Below are 18,887 nucleotides of genomic sequence, written 5' to 3' on the forward strand. Positions count from 1 at the left end.
TACTGTCTCGCTGTTCAACATGTGGACAAGATAGGTCTACACCACGTAAGTGGACTAGACCTCTTGCGGGTCCTCGGGCCACACTGTCCCTCGTGAGACATGTCATCGCCCTGGATGTGGGCGGCACCGGGATGAAGGCCGCGCTCGTCGCGTCCGACGGCGAGCTCCTGCATCAGGCCCGCCGGGCAACCGGGCGCGAACGCGGGCCGGAGGCGGTCGTCGAGAGCATCCTCGACTTCGCCGCCGAGCTCAGTGCGCACGGCGCCGAACACTTCGGGGTGCCCGCGTCCGCCGCCGGCGTCGCCGTCCCCGGCATCGTCGACGCCGACCGGGGCATCGCCACCTACGCGGCCAACCTCGGCTGGCGCGACGTCCCCCTGCGCGATCTGCTCGCAACGCGGCTGGGCATCCCGGTCGCCCTCGGCCACGACGTACGCACCGGCGGGCTGGCGGAGGGCCGCATCGGTGCCGGACAGGGCACCGACCGCTTCCTCTTCGTGCCCCTCGGCACCGGTATCGCGGGCGCGATCGGCATCGCGGGCCGGGTGGAGGCGGGCGCACACGGCTTCGCGGGCGAGATCGGCCACATCGTCGTACGGCCGGGGGGCGCCCCCTGTCCGTGCGGTCAGGTCGGCTGCCTGGAGCGCTACGCCTCCGCGGCGGCGGTCAGCGAGGCCTGGGCGGCGGCCTGCGGGGACCCCGACGCGGACGCGGCGGACTGCGCGAAGGCCGTCGCGTCCGGCGACCCGAACGCCGTCCGGGTCTGGCAAGACGCGGTGAACGCCCTGGCCGACGGCCTGGTCACGGCCCTCACCCTGCTGGACCCCCGCACGCTGATCATCGGCGGTGGGCTGGCGGAAGCGGGGGAAACCTTGTTCACACCGCTGAGGGAGGCGGTCCGCGGGCGGGTCACCTTCCAGAAACTGCCGACCATCGTCCCCGCGGCGCTGGGCGACAGCGCCGGATGCCTCGGTGCCGGGCTCATGGCCTGGGATCTCCTCACTACAACTGACGGCACGGAGGTAACGGCCTGATGGCAGTCGACCCAGGGGCGCGGGGAACTGCGCGACCAGCCACACTCAGCCCGCAGCCCGCAGCCCGCAAAGCGCCCCTCATCCTGTCCGGCGCAAACGTGGTTCTCCCCACCGGAACGGTCAACGACGGCCGCGTCATCGTCGACGGCACCCGCATCGCCGGCGCGGCTCCGGAGAACGCCGAGTCCGTCGATGTCAGCGGGCACTGGCTGGTGCCAGGTTTCGTAGACATCCACAACCACGGCGGCGGCGGAGCCTCCTTCACCTCGGGCACGGTCGAGGACGTCCTCAAGGGCATCCACACCCACCGCCTGCACGGCACGACCACCCTCGTCGCATCGACGGTCACCAACGACATGGACTCCCTCGCCCAACGAGCGGGCCTGCTGAGCGAGCTCGCCGAGCAGGGCGACATCGCCGGCATCCACTTCGAGGGCCCGTTCATCTCCCCGTGCCGCAAGGGCGCGCACTCCGAGAAGCTGCTGCGCGACCCGGACCCGGCGGAGGTGCGCAAACTGATCGACGCGGCGCGCGGCAAGGCCAAGATGGTCACCCTCGCCACCGAACTCCCCGGCGGCATCGACTCCGTACGCCTCCTCGCCGAACACGGCGTCATCGCGGCGATCGGGCACACCGACGCGACGTACGAGCAGACGGTGGCGGCGATCGACGCGGGCGCCACGGTCGCGACCCACCTGTTCAACGCGATGCCGCAGATCGGCCACCGGGCACCCGGCCCGATCACCGCCCTCCTCGAAGACGACCGCATCACCGTCGAGCTGATCAACGACGGCACACATCTGCACCCGGCCGCCCTCCAGCTGGCGTTCCATCACGCCGGCGCGGCCCGGGTCGCCCTCATCACGGACGCGATGGACGCGGCCGGCTTCGGCGACGGGCGCTACCTGCTCGGCCCCCTGGAGGTCGAGGTCACCGAGGGGGTGGCGCGGCTGGTGGAGGGCGGCTCGATCGCGGGGTCGACGCTCACGCTGGACCGGGCGTTCCAGCGGGCGGTGACGGTGGACGGCCTGCCGGTGGAGGACGTGGTGACCGCCATCTCCGCCAACCCGGCCCGACTGCTCGGGATGTACGACCGGATCGGCTCCCTGGAGCCCGGAAAAGACGCCGACCTGGTACTTCTTGACCATCAATTCGCCCTCAAAGGCGTGATGCGCCGCGGCGAATGGGTGGTCGATCCCCAACTGGGCTGATCTGTCCCGCTGTTGAGGGCGGCGGTTGTCCTGCGAAAATATGACGACCGCCGTCCGTTCGGCGTGCGTTCCGCATTCGTCTTCGGGGGAGGTCGGCCCAGGTGATCCTCACGGTCACGCTGAACACCGCTCTCGACCTCACGTACCGCGTACCGGCGCTCAAGCCGCACGCCTCGCACCGGATCACCGAGGTGACCGAACGGCCCGGCGGCAAGGGCGTGAACGTCGCGCGCGTGCTCGCGGCCCTCGGCCACGATGTGACGGTCACCGGCTTCACGGGCGGCGCCACGGGCCGCACCGTCCAGGACCACCTGTCCACCACACCCGGCCTGGTGGACGCCCTCGTCCCGGTCACGGGCCCGACAAGGCGCACGATCGCGCTGGTGGACGACCAGACAGGCGACACCACACAGCTCAACGAACCGGGCCCCACCATCACGCCCGCCGAGTGGTCCGCCTTCCAGGAGGCCTACGAGGACCTGCTCGCACCGGCGTCCGCGGTGGCCCTGTGCGGCAGCCTCCCGCCCGGGGTGCCGGTGGGCGCGTACGCGGGCCTGATACGGCTCGCGAAGGCGGCCGGGGTGCCCGTGCTCCTCGACACCAGCGGCGAGCCCCTGCGCCGCGGAGTCGCCGCCCGCCCGGACATCGTCAAACCGAACGCCGAGGAACTGGCCGAACTCACCGGCTCCCACGAGCCCCTGCGCAGCGCCCAGGACGCCCGCCGCCGGGGCGCCCGCTCGGTCGTCGCGTCCCTCGGCACGGAGGGCCTCCTGGCGGTCACCCCCGAGGGCCGCTGGCGCGCCACCCCACCGGCCCGCATCCACGGCAACCCGACGGGCGCGGGGGACTCGGCGGTGGCGGGCCTGCTGTCGGGCCTGGCGGACCAACTCCCATGGCCGGACCGCCTGGCACGCGCGGTGGCCCTGTCGGCGGCGACTGTGCTGGCGCCGGTGGCGGGGGAGTTCGACCGCGCGGCCTACGAAAAACTCCTGGCGCCAGTCTCGGTGACGGCCGCGTGAACGGTGTGCCGGGTCTGTGACCCTTTTCAGGCCTTCGTGAGCCACACTTGATCTAGGAAGGCATTGCACTGGTTCCCCTGGCCGCAGGAGATCTCCAGTGTGTTGTTGCCCTTGGTCAACGTCACTGGAGCCCAGGTGGACTGCCAGCCCTTCTCCCAGTCGCCCTGCGGCATGTGGGTGAAGTTCTTCATGCCCAGCGGCTGGGTGTTGGCCTTGCCGTTGACCGAGAGCGTCGCGTTGGCGTCCACACCGGGAATGTCGTAACCCACGTACAGACGGTAGGAACCGGCCTTCTGAATGTCGCTGACACTCCACGTGACCGTGGCACCAACAGTGTTGAAGCCGGTCACGTAGACACCGCCGGCTGCCTTCGCTCCCTTGACATCCGATGCCGTGCTCAGGCCAGGGCCGAGGGTGAGGTCCTTCGCATCCGACTTCGGCAGTTCCGCCGACGCGCTGCTGCTCGCCGACTGGCTCGGCTTCGAGCTCTGGGCGGTGGACGGCGTGCTGGAGGAACCGCCGTTCGCCTTGTCGTCGTTGGAGTTGCCGTTCATCATCGCCACGCCGATGCCGATCACGACCGCGGCGACCACCGCGACCGCGCCGATCAGCAGCCCCTTGGTGTTGGGACCACGGCGACCACCACCACCGCCGTACGCCGGCTGCTGCAGGGCCGTGGGGACGCCGCCGCCCGGCTGCGTCTCCGGCGCCGCGTAGTGGGCGTTCGGCTGGCCGTACGTGCCCTGCTGCTGCGGGACCTGGCCGTAGGCGGCCGTCTGCTGGGCCTGGGCCGGCTGGCCGTACTGGCGCTGGCCGACGGCTCGCACGCGGTTGACGGAGCCGGGGTAGCCGTAGCCGCCGCCACCGGACGGCGGCTGCGCTCCGTTGGCCTGCCCGTCGGCATAGAGGTAGCCGAACGGGTCGTCGTCCTCGGGCGTGCTGGCGCCGTTGTTGCCGGACGTCATCTCCGTGGTACTCCTCAGCGGTGCGGGTCGAACGCGATACGTGGGGTCAGAATGGCGAGCCTACCCGCTTCCGCTGCCCCAAACGGGTGACTCGGATCGCATCGGTCCGCAGACCCGGCCCCTGACCTGGAGATCAGCCCGCGCGTCTGTGCTGTTTGGGACGAGATCGTTTCTCTACGTACATCCGCTCGTCGGCGGACTTCAACACTTCGTCCGCAGTCATGCCGCAGTGCGCCCATCCGATGCCGAAGCTGGCCCCCACCCGCACGGCGCGCCCCTCGGCCCGGATCGGCTGGATGATCTCGTTGCGCAGGCGTACGGCCAGGTCCTGGGCGTCGGCCCGACCCAGTCCGTCCGCGAGGATCACGAACTCGTCGCCGCCGAGCCGCGCGACCGTGTCGCCGTCTCGCACGGCCCGTGACAGCCGCCGGGCGACCTCGATGAGAACCGCGTCACCCGCGTTGTGCCCGAACCGGTCGTTGATCGACTTGAAGCCGTCGAGGTCGCAGAAGAGGACCGCGAGCCCCTTGGTGCCGTCGTCGTGATCGGTCGCGGGGGCGGCGGTGTGCACATGGTGGTCGTAGCCGTCGAAGACCTCGACGGCACCGCCCGGCCGGAAGTCGAAGCCGTGGCCGCCGGCGTCGTAGACGGGATGGCCGTAGGCCGCGTCCAGGGACTCCAGGGCGGGGTGGTCGGCGCGCTGACAGAGGCGGGAGGAGAGGCGGGAGCGCAGCTCGGCGGAGTTCGGCAGGCCGGTGAGCGAGTCGTGGGAGGCGCGGTGGGCGAGCTGCAGCTCGCGGCGCTTGCGATCCTCTATGTCCTCGACGTGGGTGAGCAGGAAGCGGGGCCCGTCGGCGGCGTCCGCGACGACCGAGTTGCGCAGGCTGACCCAGACGTACGTGCCGTCACGGCGGCCGAGCCGGAGCTCCGCCCGACCGCCCTCGGCGGACGTCCTGAGCAGGGTGCCGATGTCCTCGGGGTGGACGAGGTCGGAGAAGGCGTAGCGGCGCATCGCGGAGGCGGGGCGGCCGAGCAGACGGCACAGCGCGTCGTTGGTCCGCAGGATCCGGCCGTGCTGGTCGCCGCCCATCTCGGCTATCGCCATGCCGGAGGGGGCGTACTCGAAGGCCTGCCTGAAGCTTTCCTCACTTGCCCGCAGGGCCTGCTGATCCCTTTCGAGCCTGACCAGTGCCCGCTGCATATTCGCACGTAGACGCGCGTTGCTGATTGCGATGGCGGCCTGGAACGCATACATCTGGAGCGCTTCGCGACCCCATGCGCCCGGCAGCCGGCCGTTGCGCGGACGGTCCACGGACAGGACGCCGATCAGCTCACCGCAGCTGCCGCCGGGCGCGGCAGGCGTGTACATGGGCGCGAACAGCCGGTCCGAGGGATGCCACTCGTCCTCGAAGCGGGGCGCGGGGCCGTCGGTGTACCACTGCGGGACGTCGTCGTCGTCGAGGATCCAGCCCTCGGTGTGCGGTATGAACACCAGGTCGCCCCAGTGCTCGCCCATGCTCAGGCGGCGCTCCCAGGACTCGCGGGAGCCGACACGGCCCGTGATGAGCGCCTCGGCCGCCGGGTTTCCGGCGAAGGCGGCGACGACGAGATCTCCGTCCGGACGTACGAGATTGACGCACGCCAGTTCGTACCCGAGGCCGTTGACCACTCCGTCGGCGACGGTCTGCAGTGTGTCCGCCAGGCTTCGGGCCGTGTTCATGTCAGCCATGACCTGGTGAAGTTGTCGCAGGGTCGCAAGACGGACGTACGGCTCCGACTCGGTCTCCATGCTCGCCCTCCCCCCGAGACCTCGCAGCGAATCAAGGGTTCTCATCGGCGTATCGTCATTGGCAGCTTCCCAGCCACTGAATCACAGCGCGCTGCCCACTCGGTACACAGGGTCAACAATTAATGGCTCTTGTGACTCAAGTCACTACCAAAGATGAACAATTGAGTGGAGTTTCTGTCTTTTCGCTGGGCATTTAGTCAACCGCCCCGTCGGCGAACTCCGTCGGTGGTCCTAGGTCGTTCCAGGTCCGGTATCGGCCTGGGGCCCGATGCGGTCAATGCAGGCCGGACACTAGCGTCTCGGGCGTGCCGAACACTCCTGCTGCCACGTTCCCGATCACTGCCCCGCCCGCCTCCGGGCATGCTGAGGGGGTGAGCAACGAGGAGTTCCGTGCCGCCATGTCCCGGCTGGCCGCCGGTGTGGTCCTGGTGACCGCGCAGGAGCCGCCGCTCGACCCGGACGACCCGACGGCACCGGGCGGCGAGGACGTCGGCATGACGGCGACGGCCTTCATGTCCGTCTCCCTCGACCCGCCCCTGGTCCTGGTCAGCCTGCGCGAGGGCTCCCGCATGGACGACCTGCTCGACGAGCAGCCCCTGTGGGGGGTCTCGGTCCTCTCCGAGAGCCAGCGCCACATCGCCGGCCGCTTCGCCATGAAGGGCCGCATCAGCGACCGCCTGCTCTTCGAGGACATCCCGTACGTCCGCGGCGAGGCCACCGGCGCCCCCCTGGTCGGCGGCGCCCTGGCCACCCTGGAGTGCCGCACGGAACAACGGGTACGGGCCGGTGACCACACGCTGGTGATCGGCCGGGTGCTGACGGCGGGGGTCCCGAGCGCGGACGGGGGGCCGCTGGCGTATTTCCGGGGGCGGTATCGGCAGTTGGGGTGAGCGCGGAACAGCCGGGGTGAGCTGCGCACTCTTCGGCACGCACGCGTGGGGCGCGCCTGGGCGCTCAAGTCCGACCCGGCCGACCCCCGAGGCCCGCACTTTCAGCCCGCTCGAAGGCCGACGCCACCCGCAGGGGCCCGCCCTCTGGACCCCGGCCCGCATCTTTCAGCCCGTCCGGCGTTTGAGGACGAGGCCGTTCAGGCCGACGGGGTCCGGGGCGGAGCCCCGAAACGGGGTGCAGGGGCGGAGCCCCTGGCGGGGTCGAAGGGGCAGAGCCCCTGGTGAGGGGACGGGTAGGGGCGGCGGGGGGCTGAACCCGTCCCGGGCCACACGGTGGGCGTGCTGGACCCGCCCCGGGCCGCCCTAGTCCACGAGGGTGACGCGCTGCTCCGCCACGCGCGCAGCGTCCAGCGCGATGTCGACGACAGCGATCCGGTCCCCCACAAAGGTGAAGGCCAGCGTCCGGTCCAGCCGCCCGTCGATGAACACGGCGAGCCCCGTGACACCGTCGACCAGTGCAGGCCGCGACACGGCCGCGATGTGCCGGAAGCTCGACGCCCCCTTGGCGACGGCCTCCGCCCCCGTGGTCACACCGACCTCCGTGCGCGCAACCACATCCGGATCCAGCAGCTCGACCAGCGCCTCGAAGTCCCCCTCCCGCGCCGCCGCCAGAAACGCGTCCACGACCTCCCGCTGCCGCACCAGATCGGCATCGTGAGCCTCAGCACCCTGCACCCGACGCCGCGCCCGACTGGCCAACTGCCGCGCCGCCACAGGGCTCCGCCCCACGATGTCCCCGACCTCCTCGTACGACACCGCGAACAGATCGTGCAGCACGAACGCCAGCCGCTCGGCAGGCGTCAACGTCTCGAGTACGACGAGCAGCGCGACGCCCACGGAGTCGGCAAGCAGCGCGTCCTGCTCCGGGTCGGCGGCGAAGGCATCCGCCACGCGCGCGGTGGCCGTACCGCTCTCCAGCGGTTCCTCCGCTCGCGATTTGCGGGAGCGCAGCATGTCCAGACAGACCCGCCCGACCACCGTCGTGAGCCAGCCCCCGAGGTTGTCCACCCGCCGGGTGTCGCTGCGGCTCAGCCGGAACCACGCCTCTTGTACCGCGTCATCTGCCTCGGCGCTGGAACCGAGCATTCGGTAGGCGACGGCCCGCAGATGAGACCGGTGCGATTCGAAACGCCGGGCAAGAAATTCGCCGTCCAACGGAAATTCGCTCTCGTTCATCGCCACAGCTCCCGCACTCCCGTCCGTCAAGTCACTGTCACTGCCACTTGGCTGTCAGTGACTTGACGGACGGGACGCGGGCGATGTGACAAAGGACGTTCTACGAACGCTTTCCCGGGTCTTACGACGTGTTACGACCAGTCCCGACCGGACCGCCCCCGCTTCGTATCGGAACGCTGCTTCTTCTCCCGCAGCCGCCGCTCATTGATCCCCCGGGGAATCCGGGTCGCCCGGCGCGGCTTGGGCGGCGGCGCGGTGGCCTCGGCGAGAAGGGCGGCAAGACGTACGGCGGCGGTCTCGCGATTACGCCACTGGGACCGGTGCTCGGAGGCACGGACGACCACGACCCCGTCGACGAGCCGGCCGGCCAGCCGCTCCAGCGCCCGCTGCTTCCACACCTCGGGCAGGGCTTCGGTCCTCGCCAGGTCGAAGCGCAGCTCCACCTGTGAGTCACTGGTGTTGACATGCTGTCCGCCGGGCCCCGACGACCGCGAGAAACGCCAGCTGAGCTCGGCCTCGGGGAGCGAGACGGAGCCGCGGATGAGGTAGGGACCGGACATGCCCACCATGGTCTCGCGGCTGACCGGCACACGTCACGCGAATATCGTTCACCCGAAGTTCGGTAAAGAAAGTAAAGACACGTGGAACCTTCGGTGCCCCTCTTGGCGTTGGTAGGGGTAGCTGTAGCTTCAAGCCCGTACGTCGTACCGCCGTACGCAAACGAGGGAAAGGACTCCCAACCATGGCTGTAAGCCTGTCCAAGGGTGGCAACGTCTCGCTCACCAAGGAGGCTCCGGGCCTGACCGCCGTCACCGTGGGCCTCGGCTGGGACGTCCGCACCACCACCGGCACGGACTTCGACCTCGACGCCTCCGCGATCGCGGTCAACACTCAGGGCAAGGTCTTCTCGGACGCCCACTTCGTCTTCTTCAACAACAAGCAGACCCCGGACAACACCATCGTCCACACCGGTGACAACCGCACCGGCGAGGGCGAGGGCGACGACGAGGCGATCAACGTCAACCTGGCGGGCCTCCCGGCCGACATCGACAAGATCGTCTTCCCGGTTTCCATCTACGACGCGGAGAACCGCTCGCAGAACTTCGGCCAGGTCCGCAACGCCTACATCCGCATCCTCAACCAGGCCGGCGGCGCCGAGATCGCCCGCTACGACCTGTCGGAGGACGCGGCCACGGAGACGGCCATGGTCTTCGGCGAGCTGTACCGCAACGGCGCGGAGTGGAAGTTCCGCGCGGTGGGCCAGGGCTACGCCTCGGGCCTGGTGGGCATCGCGCAGGACTTCGGCGTGAACGTCTGACACACGCTGCACTGAGCGGGAGCCCCTGGCTGCGGTTTGCTGCGGCCGGGGGCTCCGGCGTTCGGTCAGTTCGCGGAGGCGTACGGCACGAAGGCCGTCCAAGCGGAGGGGGCGAAGGCAAGGCGGGGGCCGGTGGTGTTCTTGGAGTCGCGGACGTGGACGGTGCCGGGGGTGGTGGCGATCTCGACGCAGGAGTTGCCGTCATTGCCGCTGCTGTAGCTGCTCTTGAACCACGCCAGTTCGGAGAGTTCCCCGGCAGCGGACTTGCGGATCATGTTTCTCCCAGCAGTTGCTCGATGAGGGTCAGTGACTCCCCCGGTGAGAGAGCCTGCGCCCGGATGGTGCCATACCGCAGTTCAAGGACGCGCAGCTGCTTCGGGTCCGATGTCGGACGGCCGTTGAACGCGCCGTCGGAGCGCCCCACCGCCGTACCGTCAGGGAACTTCAGTACCTCGATCCTTCCGTCCAGACCGGAGTGGACCGCGGAGTTCAACGGCATCACCTGAAGCACAACGTTGTGCAGCCGCCCCACCTCCAGGAGATGTTCGAGCTGCCCTCGCCACACCATTGTGCCTCCGATGGGACGGCGCAGTGCGGCCTCTTCCAGCACGAAGTGGATGGACGGGGCCGGATCGCGTTCGAAGACCGATCGTCGAGCCAAGCGAGCAGCCACCATGCGTTCCACGTCGTCCGGCGAGTAGGGCGGCTGGGCTGCAGAGATCACAGCCCTTGCATGATCCGGCGTCTGCAACAAGCCGTTGATGCTGTTGCACTCGTACACACCGATCTCAACAGCCATCGCCTCCAACTTGCCCAGCTCCCGAACCCGCTTCGGATACCGGACCGTCTTCACGTCCTCCCACGTCGCCGCAATGAGCCCGTCCGCCCCCAGGACCTCGTCGGCCTTGTACAGGTACTCCTGCCGAGGAATCCGCTTCCCGCCCTCGATCTTGTACACCAAGTCCTCGCCGTAGCCGACCGCCTCCCCAAACTCGGCGGCCCGCATCCCCACGGCCTCCCGCCGCAGCTTCAGCTGCCGCCCGACGGTTGCAATGACGGCCACGCCCCACTCGTCGTCCGGGTCCACCTCCCAACCCGGCTCGTCTGCCTCGGTCTTGAGCCGTGCCGTGTCCGCCTCGTCCACCGACATCCCGCACCCCTCCGTCGTACGACCGTGCCGCGACGCCCTTACCCGTACGGCCGGTCTCGACAGCCCGGACACCACCGGACAACCTCCGGACAGTCACCGTACGCAACGGGATCGTCACTGTTCACGGTAAGCACAGGCGGCCACGCTGAGTGATGTGAATCAAGAAACCGCCACCCGCGTCCGCAACTTCAGCGCTCAGCTCTCCTCCACCCCACGCGGCGCCCGCCTTGCCCGCCTGCTGGCCACGGAGCAACTGCGCACTTGGGAACTCCCGTTGGACCCGGCGGAGCACATCGTGGCGGAGCTGGCGGCGAACGCGGCCACGCACGGCCGCGTCCCGGGGCGCGACTTCCGCCTCACGCTCTACGTCGTCGGCGACACCCTCCGCATCGAGGTGACGGACACGCGAGGTGACCGCGTCCCCCACGCCCAACTCCCGGCCCTCGACGCCGAGTCAGGCCGCGGTCTCGTGCTCGTGGACGCGCTCGCCGACAAGTGGGGTGTCGCGCCGGGCCTGCCGCCGCGCAAGACGGTGTGGGCCGAAATCGGTCTCCCGCCGGACGTCAGAAACCCGTACTCCGGTGACACGGGCCGTCTCCCCCAAGAACCACGATGGTGAAAGGACCCATACCAAGCCCCACCTCTCCTCCCGCCGCCGACGCGCCCCTCACCCGCCTGGGTGAACATCGCCAACTCAGCTGGATTTCGGCCCGGTTGCTTGCCCTACGCTCGCCGCAACACAACCGAAGACATGCAGCGTGCACCTGCACCAGACATGCAACGGCCCTCGCAGGGACTGGCATCCCAGTGCGAGGGCCTGACCACCAAGGAAGAGAACAGCTTCCCGATGGACACCCAAAACCCTAGCGCGTCCACGCGCGCCCAGTCCCGTACCGCGGGCAAAAACCATCCCCACGCGAGCGGCGGCGGCCTCGTCCACGACAACACCCGCCACACCACCCGCTTCACGGTGATTGGCAACCACCTCGCCCAGCACCCCTCGCTGTCGGGCCTCGCCATCGGACTGGCCGTCTACATCCAGTCCCTCCCGGCCCGGTCCTGCGTCGACATCAAGACCCTCGCCGCCCGCTTCCCCGAGGGCAGGACCCGTATCGCCGCCGCCCTGCGCGAACTGGAAATCCACGGCTATCTGCGCCGCGAACGCGAACGCCTCCCCAGCGGCCGCATCATCACCCGCACGACCTCCTGCAACCAGCCGGGACACCGCAGGGACGACCACCCTCCGCGCCCCGCCAAGACCAGGCGTCCGAAGAAGACCCCGCCCAAGCCCCTCCCCCCGGTACCGCGCCCGTCCTACCCCTCCCCCACCCTCATCCAGCAGGCCACCGACCTCCTAGCGGACCTCCACCACCACGACCGCCGCCTGCTGCTCAGCGAACGCGACGCGGCGCACCTGGCCCCCGGCGTCGCGGCCTGGCTGGAACGGGACGTGACACCCACGGCCCTACGAGAAGCCCTGACCACAAACCTCCCGCCGCAGCCCCTGTGCCGCCCGGCCGCCCTCCTGGCCCACCGCCTGACCGCCCAGCTGCCGCCCCTGCCACCCTTCCGGGCGCCCGCGTCACCGTTTGCCGACCGCCACCCACTACAGAACTGTGACGGCTGCGACCGCGCGTTTCGCGCACCAGAACCCGGCCGCTGCCTCGACTGCCGACGCGATCTTCCGGAGGCCGCCTAGCATGAACGTGACGATCCTTGCCCCTGGGCACAGACGAGGAGCGAGCGCCATGACCATCGCCCCGGACAACGCGCAGCAGGGCGCCTCCCACCTGTACCGGACCATGCGGGATTTCGTTCAGTCGATGGACGACTCCCTCCCGGGGAAGTTCGAGATCTCCAAGGAAGGGATCGTCCACGACATGATGTCGCCCGTGAAGCAGCACGAGCTGACCGTGCTGCGTGTCCGGAAGCGCCTGGAGAAGGTGATGCCGGAAGAGATCGTGGCCCACACGGGTGAACCCGACGTCGAGGACGAGTCCGAAGGAATCCTGCGCCGTCCCGACGTGATGGTGATCGCCGAAGCGGACATGGAGGGCGACGGCACATTCGACCCCCGCACCCTCGTCGCCGCCATCGAGATCGTCTCGAACTCCAACCCGGACAACGACTGGGCGGACAAGGTCCGCGACTATCCCCTGATGGGCATCCCCATCTACGCGATCTTCGACCCCCGCACCGCCACCGGCGCCGTCCTCACCGACATCCACACCACCCCCGACGGCCCCCGCTACGCCAACCGCAAGGACTTCGTCTACGGCGAGGACGTCACCATCGGCGACTGGACGATCTCCACGGACGACCTGCCGCACTACCAGCCCATCGGCCGGTAATAACCCAGCACCGCTGCCAACTGCGCAAACCACTCCCCCAGCTGCGCCCTCGGCTTCGCCTGGACCACGCACTCGTAGAACTGGCCGCTCGGCAGGACCACCGCCACCATCAGCGCCTTGCCGTTCGGGCTCGCCTTGTAGTGGATGCTGCCGATCTCCTGCCAGGAGAACTCGATGGCCGCACCGTGATCCTCGAAGGCGACGCCCGCGATGTCGACCACGATCGAGTTGTGGACGTCGACTGCCATGAACTCCGGTCCCTCGGCAGCCGGTTGAGGTGGCGCCGGAGCCGGAGTCGGGGCATACGCGCCTGCGCCCGGAATCGGGGCGGCGTACTGCGGTGGCGGCGGGCCGAAGCCGGCCGGCGCCGCGGCGGGTGGGTGCGGTGGCGGGGGCGGTGGCTGCTGACCGTACTGGGGCTGACTGCCGTACGGCGGCTGCGGCGGTGTCGTCATCGTCTTCCGTCCCCGGAATCGTGGTGTGGCTACCGGGAAATCTTCCCAAAGGTCAGCGCATGCTGCGGATACCGTCGTCCCATGCTCGCCGCCGCGCGTATTGCGGAACGATCTCCGCACCCCGCCCGCATGAGCGGCAACCCGCCCATGCACTATGCCGAGGTGGACTGGACGACCTTGGCAGGCACCGGACTCGGCGCGCTCATCGGCGTCGGCTCGACCCTGCTCGCAGACCGCGCACGCTGGCGCCGCGACGCGACGGAACGCGGCCGTCAGGAACGCAGGGACATCTACGTGACCTGCCTGACGAAGTACCGGCTGGCGTACGAAGCGATGCACGCAACCGCACTCGCCCAACAGGGACAGGACACCCTGGACGCAGCCGTACGGGAGGCGTTCCGGACATCGGGCTGCGACGAGGTCCGCGAATCAGCCCTGATCTGCGCGCCGCAGGAGATGGCGGACATCCTGGAGGACGTCTACGGCACGCTGCGCGAGTTGCAGGAAATCTTCGCCTCCGGTGCCCCAGCTCTCGACTCCCCCGAGTTCCAGGAGCAACGACTCAAGCACGGCCAGGCCGTCTGGGCGGCGCGGGCGGCGATGCGGGCCGATCTTGAACGCCGGGTGTGACGATCTGACCCTCAACTGCGCTTACCGAACATGGAGTTGACCCGATCCCACCCGTCCGCATAACGGATCCCCAGCAACGGCTTTCGGATACAAACACGTAAAGTCTTGACGGCGGCCTGTCAAACAGGCCGTTTCGGGTGTCACCCTCTCCTCGCTCGCCGCAACTCTGTGCCCCACCTGTGCCACGTCTATGTCACGTCTGTGCCTCCACCATGAGGCCGGCCCGAAGGAGACCGAGTGAGACAGCAGACCCGCGCCACCCGCGCCACCCGCACCTCCCGCAAGACCGCACTCCGCACCGCCGCCCTGATCGGCTCGGCGGCGATGGTCGTGCTCGCCCTGCAGAACGGTGCCGCCACCGCGGCCCCCACCCACGACAGCGGCGCCACCACGCTCCCCCTCAGCGCCTCGGCTCGCGCCGCCGCCATCAAGTCCGCCCAGGAGGCGGCCGGTTCCACGGCCCGGGAGCTCGGGCTCGGTGCCCAGGAGAAGCTCGTCGTCCAGGACGTCGTCAAGGACGCCAACGGCACCGTCCACACCCGCTACCAGCGCACCTACGCCGGTCTGCCCGTCCTCGGCGGCGACCTGGTCACCCATGTGACGAAGAGCGGCACGCTGAAGGGTGTGAGCAGGGCGACCAAGGCGCGGATATCCGTGGCGTCCACGGACGCCGCCGTCTCCGCCGCCTCCGCGAGGAGGACCGCTCTCGCGGGCACCCGCTCCTCGACGGCCACCGCCCGCAAGGTCGTCTGGGCGGCCGGCGCCAAGCCCGTCCTCGCCTACGAGTCCGTCGTCAAGGGCCTGCAGCACGACGGCACCCCGAGCGAGCTGCACGTCATCACGGACGCCACCACCGGCAAGAAGATCTACGAGTACCAGGCCATCGACACCGGTACGGGCACCAGCGAGTACAGCGGCACGGTGACCCTCGGCACCACGGCCTCCGCCTCCGGCGGCTACGACCTGATCGACGGCGGCCGCGGCGGCCACAAGACATACGACCTCAACGGCGGTACGTCCGGCACCGGCACCCTCTTCCACGACGCCGACGACACCTGGGGCGACGGCACCCCGGCCAACCGCCAGACCGCCGGCGTCGACGCCGCCTACGGTGCCGCCGTCACCTGGGACTTCTACAAGTCGGCCTTCAACCGCAACGGCATCGCGGGCGACGGCAAGGCCGCCTACTCCCGGGTCCACTACGGCAACGCGTACGTCAACGCCTTCTGGAGCGACAACTGCTTCTGCATGACGTACGGCGACGGGCAGGGCAACGTGAAGCCGCTGACCTCGCTCGACGTCGCCGGCCACGAGATGAGCCACGGGCTGACCGCGGCCACGGCGGGCCTGAAGTACAGCCGCGAGTCCGGCGGGCTCAACGAGGCCACCTCCGACATCTTCGGCACCTCGGTGGAGTTCTTCGCGAACAACTCCTCCGACCCCGGTGACTACCTCATCGGCGAGAAGATCGACATCAACGGCGACGGCACCCCGCTGCGCTACATGGACAAGCCCAGCAAGGACGGCAGCTCGGCCGACTACTGGTCGCGCAACGTCGGCCGCCTCGACGTCCACAACTCCTCGGGCGTCGCGAACCACTTCTTCTACCTGCTGAGCGAGGGCAGCGGAGCGAAGACCATCAACGGGGTGAACTACAACTCCCCGACGTACGACGGGTCGACGGTCACCGGCATCGGCCGCGCCAAGGCCGACCAGATCTGGTACAAGGCCCTGAGCACGTACTTCACCTCCTCGACCAACTACGCGGGCGCCCGCACCGCCACCCTCCAGGCGGCGAGCGACCTGTACGGCGCGGGCAGCGCGGAGTACAACGCGGTGGCTGCGGCCTGGAAGGCAGTCAACGTCAACTGACGTCCGGACAAGGGGATTTGCACGGCCGGACCGCCCCTCACCGCCTCCTCAGGGGTGGTCCGGCTTTCCCTCCCCGTAGAGCCAGTTCTTCCAGATCTCCTTGAAGTCCTTGTCCGGTGCCTTCTTCTCGACGTACGCGGTGAAGTCGTCCGTGTCCGCGTTTCCGTGGCGGTGGGTGGCGGCCCAGCCCTGGATGATGTCGTAGAAGGTGTCGTCGCCGACGCTCTGCCGGATCTTGTGCAGGACCATCGCGCCGCGCTCGTAGACGGGGCTGTCGGAGATGTGCGCCGCGCTGCTCGGCTCGGCCGGCGGGTACGCCCAGATCTCCTTGTCGCCGTCCTTGTAGCGGGATTCAAAGGTCTGCTGGCAGGTGTCGCCGCCGTGGTCCTCGTCCCACAGCCACTCCGCGTACGTCGCGAAGCCCTCGTTGAGCCACATGTCCCGCCAGCTCTTCGGGGTGACGGAGTCGCCGTACCACTGGTGGGCCAGTTCGTGGACGAGGGTCCCGGTGTCCGGTGCGCCGGGGAAGACGGGCCGGTTCTGGGTCTCCAGGGCGTACCCCGCGTCGTCCGGGCGGTCGACGATCGCTCCGGTGGAGGAGAAGGGGTACGGCCCGAAGTTGTACTCCTCCCACTCGATGATCTCGGGGAGCTTCGCGAGCACCTTCCGGCTCGCCTTCTCCTGGGTCGGGTCGACGGCGACGTACCCGGGCAGGTGCTTGCTGCCGATGGTGTAGCGGCTGATGTCGTAGTGGCCGATGGCGAGGGTGGCGAGGTAGGTGGCCATCGGTTCGGCGGTGTGCCAGGTGAAGGTCGTACGGCCTGCGCGGCTCGTCTCGCCCGTCAGCTCCCCGTTGGACACGGCCTGCAGGCCCTTCGGCACCGTGATGTCGACGTTGTACGACGCCTTGTCGGAGGGGTGGTCGTTGCCGGGGAACCACGCCATGGAGCCGGTGGGTTCGCCGAGCGCGAGCGCGCCGTCGGCGGTGCGCAGCCAGCCCTCCTCGGACTCGTCGGGGTCGGTGATGGTCACCGGGCTGCCGGAGTAGCGGACGGTGACGCGGAAGGTCTCCTCGTCGCGGAGGTCGTCGTGCGGGCGGACGGTGAGCTCCTGCCCGGTGCGGTTCCAGCGGGCGCGTCTGCCCTCCACGGTGACTTCGTCGACGTGCAGCCCCTTGAGGTCGAGGTCGAAGGCGGAGAGGTCCTGGGTGGCGCGGGCGGTGATGGTCGCGGTGCCGGTGAGGCGGTGCCCGCCGTCGGGGTCGTAGGCGAGCTTCAGGTCGTAGTGGCTGACGTCGTATCCGCCGTTGCCCGCCTTCGCGAAGTACGGGTCACGGAGGCCTGAGCCGCCCGGCGTGCCATGGACACCGCCGCCGCACGCGCTCAGAGCCGGCGCCAGGAGAACGGCGAGGGCGCAGAGAACTGCGGGGGTCCGGCGGACTATGGGAGCGCGGAGGGCTGTGGGGGCGACGGGTACGGGTCTGGGCACGCCGGTGATCCTATGGCGGCGTGACACCATCTCGTACGTGCTCGACATCGGCTATGCCCTCTCCAACCGTTTCCCGGACCCCCCGCAGACGGACTACCGCCGCGCGGACGTCCATGCGCTGCGGCACGACCTGTTCTGCGGCGACGTCTACCTCGCCGACACCAAGGCGGACCGGGAACTGTCCACAGCCTGGGGATGGGTGCCGGTGCTCGACTTCGCATGGGCGCTGTGCGACATCGTGGAGCGCATCGACCGCGACCCGGCGGGGTCCCGCGCGTCCCGGCCCCAGCACGCCGAGCTCGACTTCACCGAGTCGACCGACCGCATGCTCTTCGAGCGGCGCTTCGGGTGGGTGGACGTGGAGGCCGACTGGATGCCGGCGGAGGAACCGCCGCTCAGCTTCTCCCACAGTGAGCTGCGGCGTGAGGCTCGGGACTTTCTGCACGATCTGATTGCCGACCTGGTCGACCTCCATGAGGACCTTGGGGAGAACCCGGCGATCTGGTCGCTGCAGGCCCGGTTTCCGCGGGTGGCGTGAGCCTCCGGTGCCGTCTGCTGGGGGCTGCCGCCCCCAGACCCCCGCTTCGGCCGGAACGGCCTCGTCCTCAAACTCCCCCACTCTCGGCTTCGCTCGAGCGGGGGGACCCCCATGACGGGCTGAAAGATCAAGCCCCACCGGCGCGGAAAAGTCCCCTCAACCCTCCACCCGAATCCCCATCTCCGCCGCCAACACCGGCGCCAGATCCATCAGCTGACTCGGACTGATCACAGCCCCCGCCAGCCGGTCCACCCCCCGCGCGATGCCGAGCTCGGCCGCCGCTCTCAGGTCCACGTCCTTCAGGGCCGCCGCGGTGAGGTCCGCCTCCTTCAGGACGCAGTCCACGAACTCCACGCGCTCGAGCCGGGCGCCCCCGAAGTCCGGCTCCACCAGCACACAGCTCTCGAAGACGACGTCCTTGAGTCTGGCCGCGCGCAGGTTCAGGTAGTCGATCTTGCCGCCGCGGACCACCACCCGCTCCAGGACCGCCCCGTGCAGCTGCACCCCGCCGAGGCGGGCGTCGACCACCTCGACGTCCCGCAGGGTCGCCTCGGCGAGGTTCGTGCCGACCCCGCGCAGCCCCGTCAGGACCGAGTCCAGGATCCGGGCGTGCTGCAGCCCCGTCTCGTCCAGCGCGCACCCCGTCAGTGCGCAGTCCATGAATCGGGCGCCCCCGCCGTCCTGCCCCGCGAGGTCCGCCTCCCGGAACTCCAGCCCGTCGTAGTCCCCGTCCGGCTCCAACTCCCCGCCCCCGAACGGCTCCAGCGCAGGCAGCCGCACCTCCGGCCGCCGCGCCCCCTTCACCGCCGTACCGCTGGAACCGCCCATCCCGCCCGCCTCTCTCCTCGCCATGCCCCCATGGTGCACTCCGCCACTGACAACCACCCTGACCAGGCAGAACGCAGCCCATGTCACATTCCGGGGGCCCGATCCGTCGTATG

Annotated in this window: 20 protein-coding genes; 11 read left to right on the forward strand and 9 right to left on the reverse strand. The window is 69.6% G+C overall.

What is annotated here, in order from left to right; translation table 11 throughout:
* Nucleotides 1-92: 92 nt before the first annotated feature.
* The 3 genes from EDD92_RS21995 (at nucleotide 93) to EDD92_RS22005 (ending at nucleotide 3,264) form a co-directional block, all read left to right on the forward strand.
* Nucleotides 93-1,034, forward strand: coding sequence for an ROK family protein (locus EDD92_RS21995; RefSeq protein WP_123965921.1), 942 nt, complete (start codon nucleotides 93-95; stop codon nucleotides 1,032-1,034).
* Nucleotides 1,034-2,245 carry an N-acetylglucosamine-6-phosphate deacetylase gene (gene nagA, locus EDD92_RS22000; RefSeq protein ID WP_123965922.1) on the forward strand — a complete coding sequence of 404 codons (1,212 nt, stop codon included), beginning with the start codon at nucleotides 1,034-1,036 and terminating at the stop codon, nucleotides 2,243-2,245. The genes EDD92_RS21995 and nagA overlap by 1 nt, the downstream gene beginning before the upstream one ends.
* Nucleotides 2,246-2,346: 101 nt before the next feature.
* Nucleotides 2,347-3,264: a 1-phosphofructokinase family hexose kinase gene (locus tag EDD92_RS22005; protein WP_123965923.1), complete on the forward strand. Its 918-nt coding sequence runs from the start codon at nucleotides 2,347-2,349 to the stop codon at nucleotides 3,262-3,264.
* A 26-nt stretch (nucleotides 3,265-3,290) separates the two neighbouring features.
* On the opposite strand, the gene EDD92_RS22010 is transcribed toward EDD92_RS22005, so the two are convergent.
* A complete protein-coding gene (locus EDD92_RS22010; protein ID WP_123965924.1) occupies nucleotides 3,291-4,229 on the reverse strand; it encodes a CBM35 domain-containing protein in 939 nt (312 codons plus the stop codon).
* Between the two features lie 133 nt (nucleotides 4,230-4,362).
* The gene (gene cdgB, locus EDD92_RS22015) at nucleotides 4,363-6,018 is read right to left on the reverse strand and encodes a diguanylate cyclase CdgB (RefSeq protein ID WP_123965925.1); all 1,656 of its coding nucleotides are present in this window, start codon (nucleotides 6,016-6,018) and stop codon (nucleotides 4,363-4,365) included.
* Nucleotides 6,019-6,323: 305 nt separating this feature from the next.
* Between cdgB and EDD92_RS22020 the strand changes: the two genes are divergently transcribed.
* Nucleotides 6,324-6,908, forward strand: coding sequence for a flavin reductase family protein (locus EDD92_RS22020; RefSeq protein WP_123965926.1), 585 nt, complete (start codon nucleotides 6,324-6,326; stop codon nucleotides 6,906-6,908).
* A gap of 363 nt (nucleotides 6,909-7,271) precedes the next feature.
* Here EDD92_RS22020 and EDD92_RS22025 read toward each other — a convergent pair whose 3' ends face one another.
* Both EDD92_RS22025 and arfB read right to left on the reverse strand, forming a co-directional pair.
* The gene (locus tag EDD92_RS22025) at nucleotides 7,272-8,144 is read right to left on the reverse strand and encodes a sigma-70 family RNA polymerase sigma factor (protein ID WP_123970482.1); all 873 of its coding nucleotides are present in this window, start codon (nucleotides 8,142-8,144) and stop codon (nucleotides 7,272-7,274) included.
* A 131-nt stretch (nucleotides 8,145-8,275) separates the two neighbouring features.
* The gene (gene arfB / locus EDD92_RS22030; RefSeq protein ID WP_123970483.1) at nucleotides 8,276-8,713 is read right to left on the reverse strand and encodes an alternative ribosome rescue aminoacyl-tRNA hydrolase ArfB; all 438 of its coding nucleotides are present in this window, start codon (nucleotides 8,711-8,713) and stop codon (nucleotides 8,276-8,278) included.
* A gap of 173 nt (nucleotides 8,714-8,886) precedes the next feature.
* On the opposite strand from arfB, the gene EDD92_RS22035 reads away from it, so the two are divergent.
* On the forward strand, nucleotides 8,887-9,462 hold the full coding sequence (locus tag EDD92_RS22035; protein WP_123965927.1) for a TerD family protein: 576 nt from the start codon (nucleotides 8,887-8,889) through the stop codon (nucleotides 9,460-9,462).
* A gap of 65 nt (nucleotides 9,463-9,527) precedes the next feature.
* Here EDD92_RS22035 and EDD92_RS22040 read toward each other — a convergent pair whose 3' ends face one another.
* Nucleotides 9,528-9,737 carry a DUF397 domain-containing protein gene (locus EDD92_RS22040; protein ID WP_123965928.1) on the reverse strand — a complete coding sequence of 70 codons (210 nt, stop codon included), beginning with the start codon at nucleotides 9,735-9,737 and terminating at the stop codon, nucleotides 9,528-9,530.
* Nucleotides 9,734-10,612, reverse strand: coding sequence for a helix-turn-helix transcriptional regulator (locus EDD92_RS22045; protein ID WP_123965929.1), 879 nt, complete (start codon nucleotides 10,610-10,612; stop codon nucleotides 9,734-9,736). Before EDD92_RS22045 ends, EDD92_RS22040 begins: the two co-directional genes overlap by 4 nt.
* A 154-nt stretch (nucleotides 10,613-10,766) precedes the next feature.
* On the opposite strand from EDD92_RS22045, the gene EDD92_RS22050 reads away from it, so the two are divergent.
* The 3 genes from EDD92_RS22050 (at nucleotide 10,767) to EDD92_RS22060 (ending at nucleotide 12,963) form a co-directional block, all read left to right on the forward strand.
* Nucleotides 10,767-11,231 carry an ATP-binding protein gene (locus tag EDD92_RS22050; protein ID WP_123965930.1) on the forward strand — a complete coding sequence of 155 codons (465 nt, stop codon included), beginning with the start codon at nucleotides 10,767-10,769 and terminating at the stop codon, nucleotides 11,229-11,231.
* Between the two features lie 228 nt (nucleotides 11,232-11,459).
* Complete coding sequence (locus EDD92_RS22055; RefSeq protein WP_123970484.1) at nucleotides 11,460-12,311, forward strand: helix-turn-helix domain-containing protein; 852 nt, start codon at nucleotides 11,460-11,462, stop codon at nucleotides 12,309-12,311.
* Between the two features lie 49 nt (nucleotides 12,312-12,360).
* Complete coding sequence (locus EDD92_RS22060; RefSeq protein WP_123965931.1) at nucleotides 12,361-12,963, forward strand: Uma2 family endonuclease; 603 nt, start codon at nucleotides 12,361-12,363, stop codon at nucleotides 12,961-12,963.
* On the opposite strand, the gene EDD92_RS52135 is transcribed toward EDD92_RS22060, so the two are convergent.
* The gene (locus EDD92_RS52135; protein ID WP_311736773.1) at nucleotides 12,942-13,211 is read right to left on the reverse strand and encodes a hypothetical protein; all 270 of its coding nucleotides are present in this window, start codon (nucleotides 13,209-13,211) and stop codon (nucleotides 12,942-12,944) included. The two genes, EDD92_RS22060 and EDD92_RS52135, sit on opposite strands and share 22 nt — an antisense overlap.
* Nucleotides 13,212-13,499: 288 nt before the next feature.
* On the opposite strand from EDD92_RS52135, the gene EDD92_RS22070 reads away from it, so the two are divergent.
* Both EDD92_RS22070 and EDD92_RS22075 read left to right on the forward strand, forming a co-directional pair.
* Nucleotides 13,500-14,048, forward strand: a complete 549-nt coding sequence (locus EDD92_RS22070; protein ID WP_123965933.1) for a hypothetical protein — start codon at nucleotides 13,500-13,502, stop codon at nucleotides 14,046-14,048.
* Between the two features lie 237 nt (nucleotides 14,049-14,285).
* Nucleotides 14,286-15,920: a M4 family metallopeptidase gene (locus EDD92_RS22075; protein ID WP_399183635.1), complete on the forward strand. Its 1,635-nt coding sequence runs from the start codon at nucleotides 14,286-14,288 to the stop codon at nucleotides 15,918-15,920.
* A gap of 48 nt (nucleotides 15,921-15,968) precedes the next feature.
* On the opposite strand, the gene EDD92_RS22080 is transcribed toward EDD92_RS22075, so the two are convergent.
* Nucleotides 15,969-17,408 (reverse strand): M1 family metallopeptidase, encoded by a 1,440-nt coding sequence (locus EDD92_RS22080; protein WP_399183638.1) that lies wholly within the window; start codon nucleotides 17,406-17,408, stop codon nucleotides 15,969-15,971.
* A 37-nt stretch (nucleotides 17,409-17,445) separates the two neighbouring features.
* Between EDD92_RS22080 and EDD92_RS22085 the strand changes: the two genes are divergently transcribed.
* Nucleotides 17,446-17,946, forward strand: a complete 501-nt coding sequence (locus tag EDD92_RS22085) for a hypothetical protein (protein WP_123965934.1) — start codon at nucleotides 17,446-17,448, stop codon at nucleotides 17,944-17,946.
* Between the two features lie 156 nt (nucleotides 17,947-18,102).
* Here the strand turns inward: EDD92_RS22085 and EDD92_RS52140 are convergent, their stop codons facing one another.
* A complete protein-coding gene (locus EDD92_RS52140) occupies nucleotides 18,103-18,798 on the reverse strand; it encodes a pentapeptide repeat-containing protein (protein ID WP_123965935.1) in 696 nt (231 codons plus the stop codon).
* Nucleotides 18,799-18,887 lie beyond the last annotated feature (89 nt).

This window comes from Streptomyces sp. TLI_185, from assembly GCF_003814765.1.
Lineage (GTDB): Bacteria > Actinomycetota > Actinomycetes > Streptomycetales > Streptomycetaceae > Streptomyces.

Excerpts from the sequence above, each read along its gene's own strand:
- EDD92_RS52140 (WP_123965935.1), bottom strand. The coding sequence starts at position 18,798 with ATGGCGAGGAGAGAGGCGGGCGGGATGGGCGGTTCCAGCGGTACGGCG.
- EDD92_RS22045 (WP_123965929.1), bottom strand. The coding sequence starts at position 10,612 with ATGTCGGTGGACGAGGCGGACACGGCACGGCTCAAGACCGAGGCAGAC.
- EDD92_RS22010 (WP_123965924.1), bottom strand. The coding sequence starts at position 4,229 with ATGACGTCCGGCAACAACGGCGCCAGCACGCCCGAGGACGACGACCCG.
- EDD92_RS22070 (WP_123965933.1), top strand. The coding sequence starts at position 13,500 with ATGCTCGCCGCCGCGCGTATTGCGGAACGATCTCCGCACCCCGCCCGC.
- arfB (WP_123970483.1), bottom strand. The coding sequence starts at position 8,713 with ATGGTGGGCATGTCCGGTCCCTACCTCATCCGCGGCTCCGTCTCGCTC.
- EDD92_RS22060 (WP_123965931.1), top strand. The coding sequence starts at position 12,361 with ATGACCATCGCCCCGGACAACGCGCAGCAGGGCGCCTCCCACCTGTAC.
- EDD92_RS52135 (WP_311736773.1), bottom strand. The coding sequence starts at position 13,211 with ATGGCAGTCGACGTCCACAACTCGATCGTGGTCGACATCGCGGGCGTC.
- EDD92_RS22025 (WP_123970482.1), bottom strand. The coding sequence starts at position 8,144 with ATGAACGAGAGCGAATTTCCGTTGGACGGCGAATTTCTTGCCCGGCGT.
- EDD92_RS22035 (WP_123965927.1), top strand. The coding sequence starts at position 8,887 with ATGGCTGTAAGCCTGTCCAAGGGTGGCAACGTCTCGCTCACCAAGGAG.
- nagA (WP_123965922.1), top strand. The coding sequence starts at position 1,034 with ATGGCAGTCGACCCAGGGGCGCGGGGAACTGCGCGACCAGCCACACTC.
- EDD92_RS22040 (WP_123965928.1), bottom strand. The coding sequence starts at position 9,737 with ATGATCCGCAAGTCCGCTGCCGGGGAACTCTCCGAACTGGCGTGGTTC.
- cdgB (WP_123965925.1), bottom strand. The coding sequence starts at position 6,018 with ATGGAGACCGAGTCGGAGCCGTACGTCCGTCTTGCGACCCTGCGACAA.
- EDD92_RS22055 (WP_123970484.1), top strand. The coding sequence starts at position 11,460 with ATGGACACCCAAAACCCTAGCGCGTCCACGCGCGCCCAGTCCCGTACC.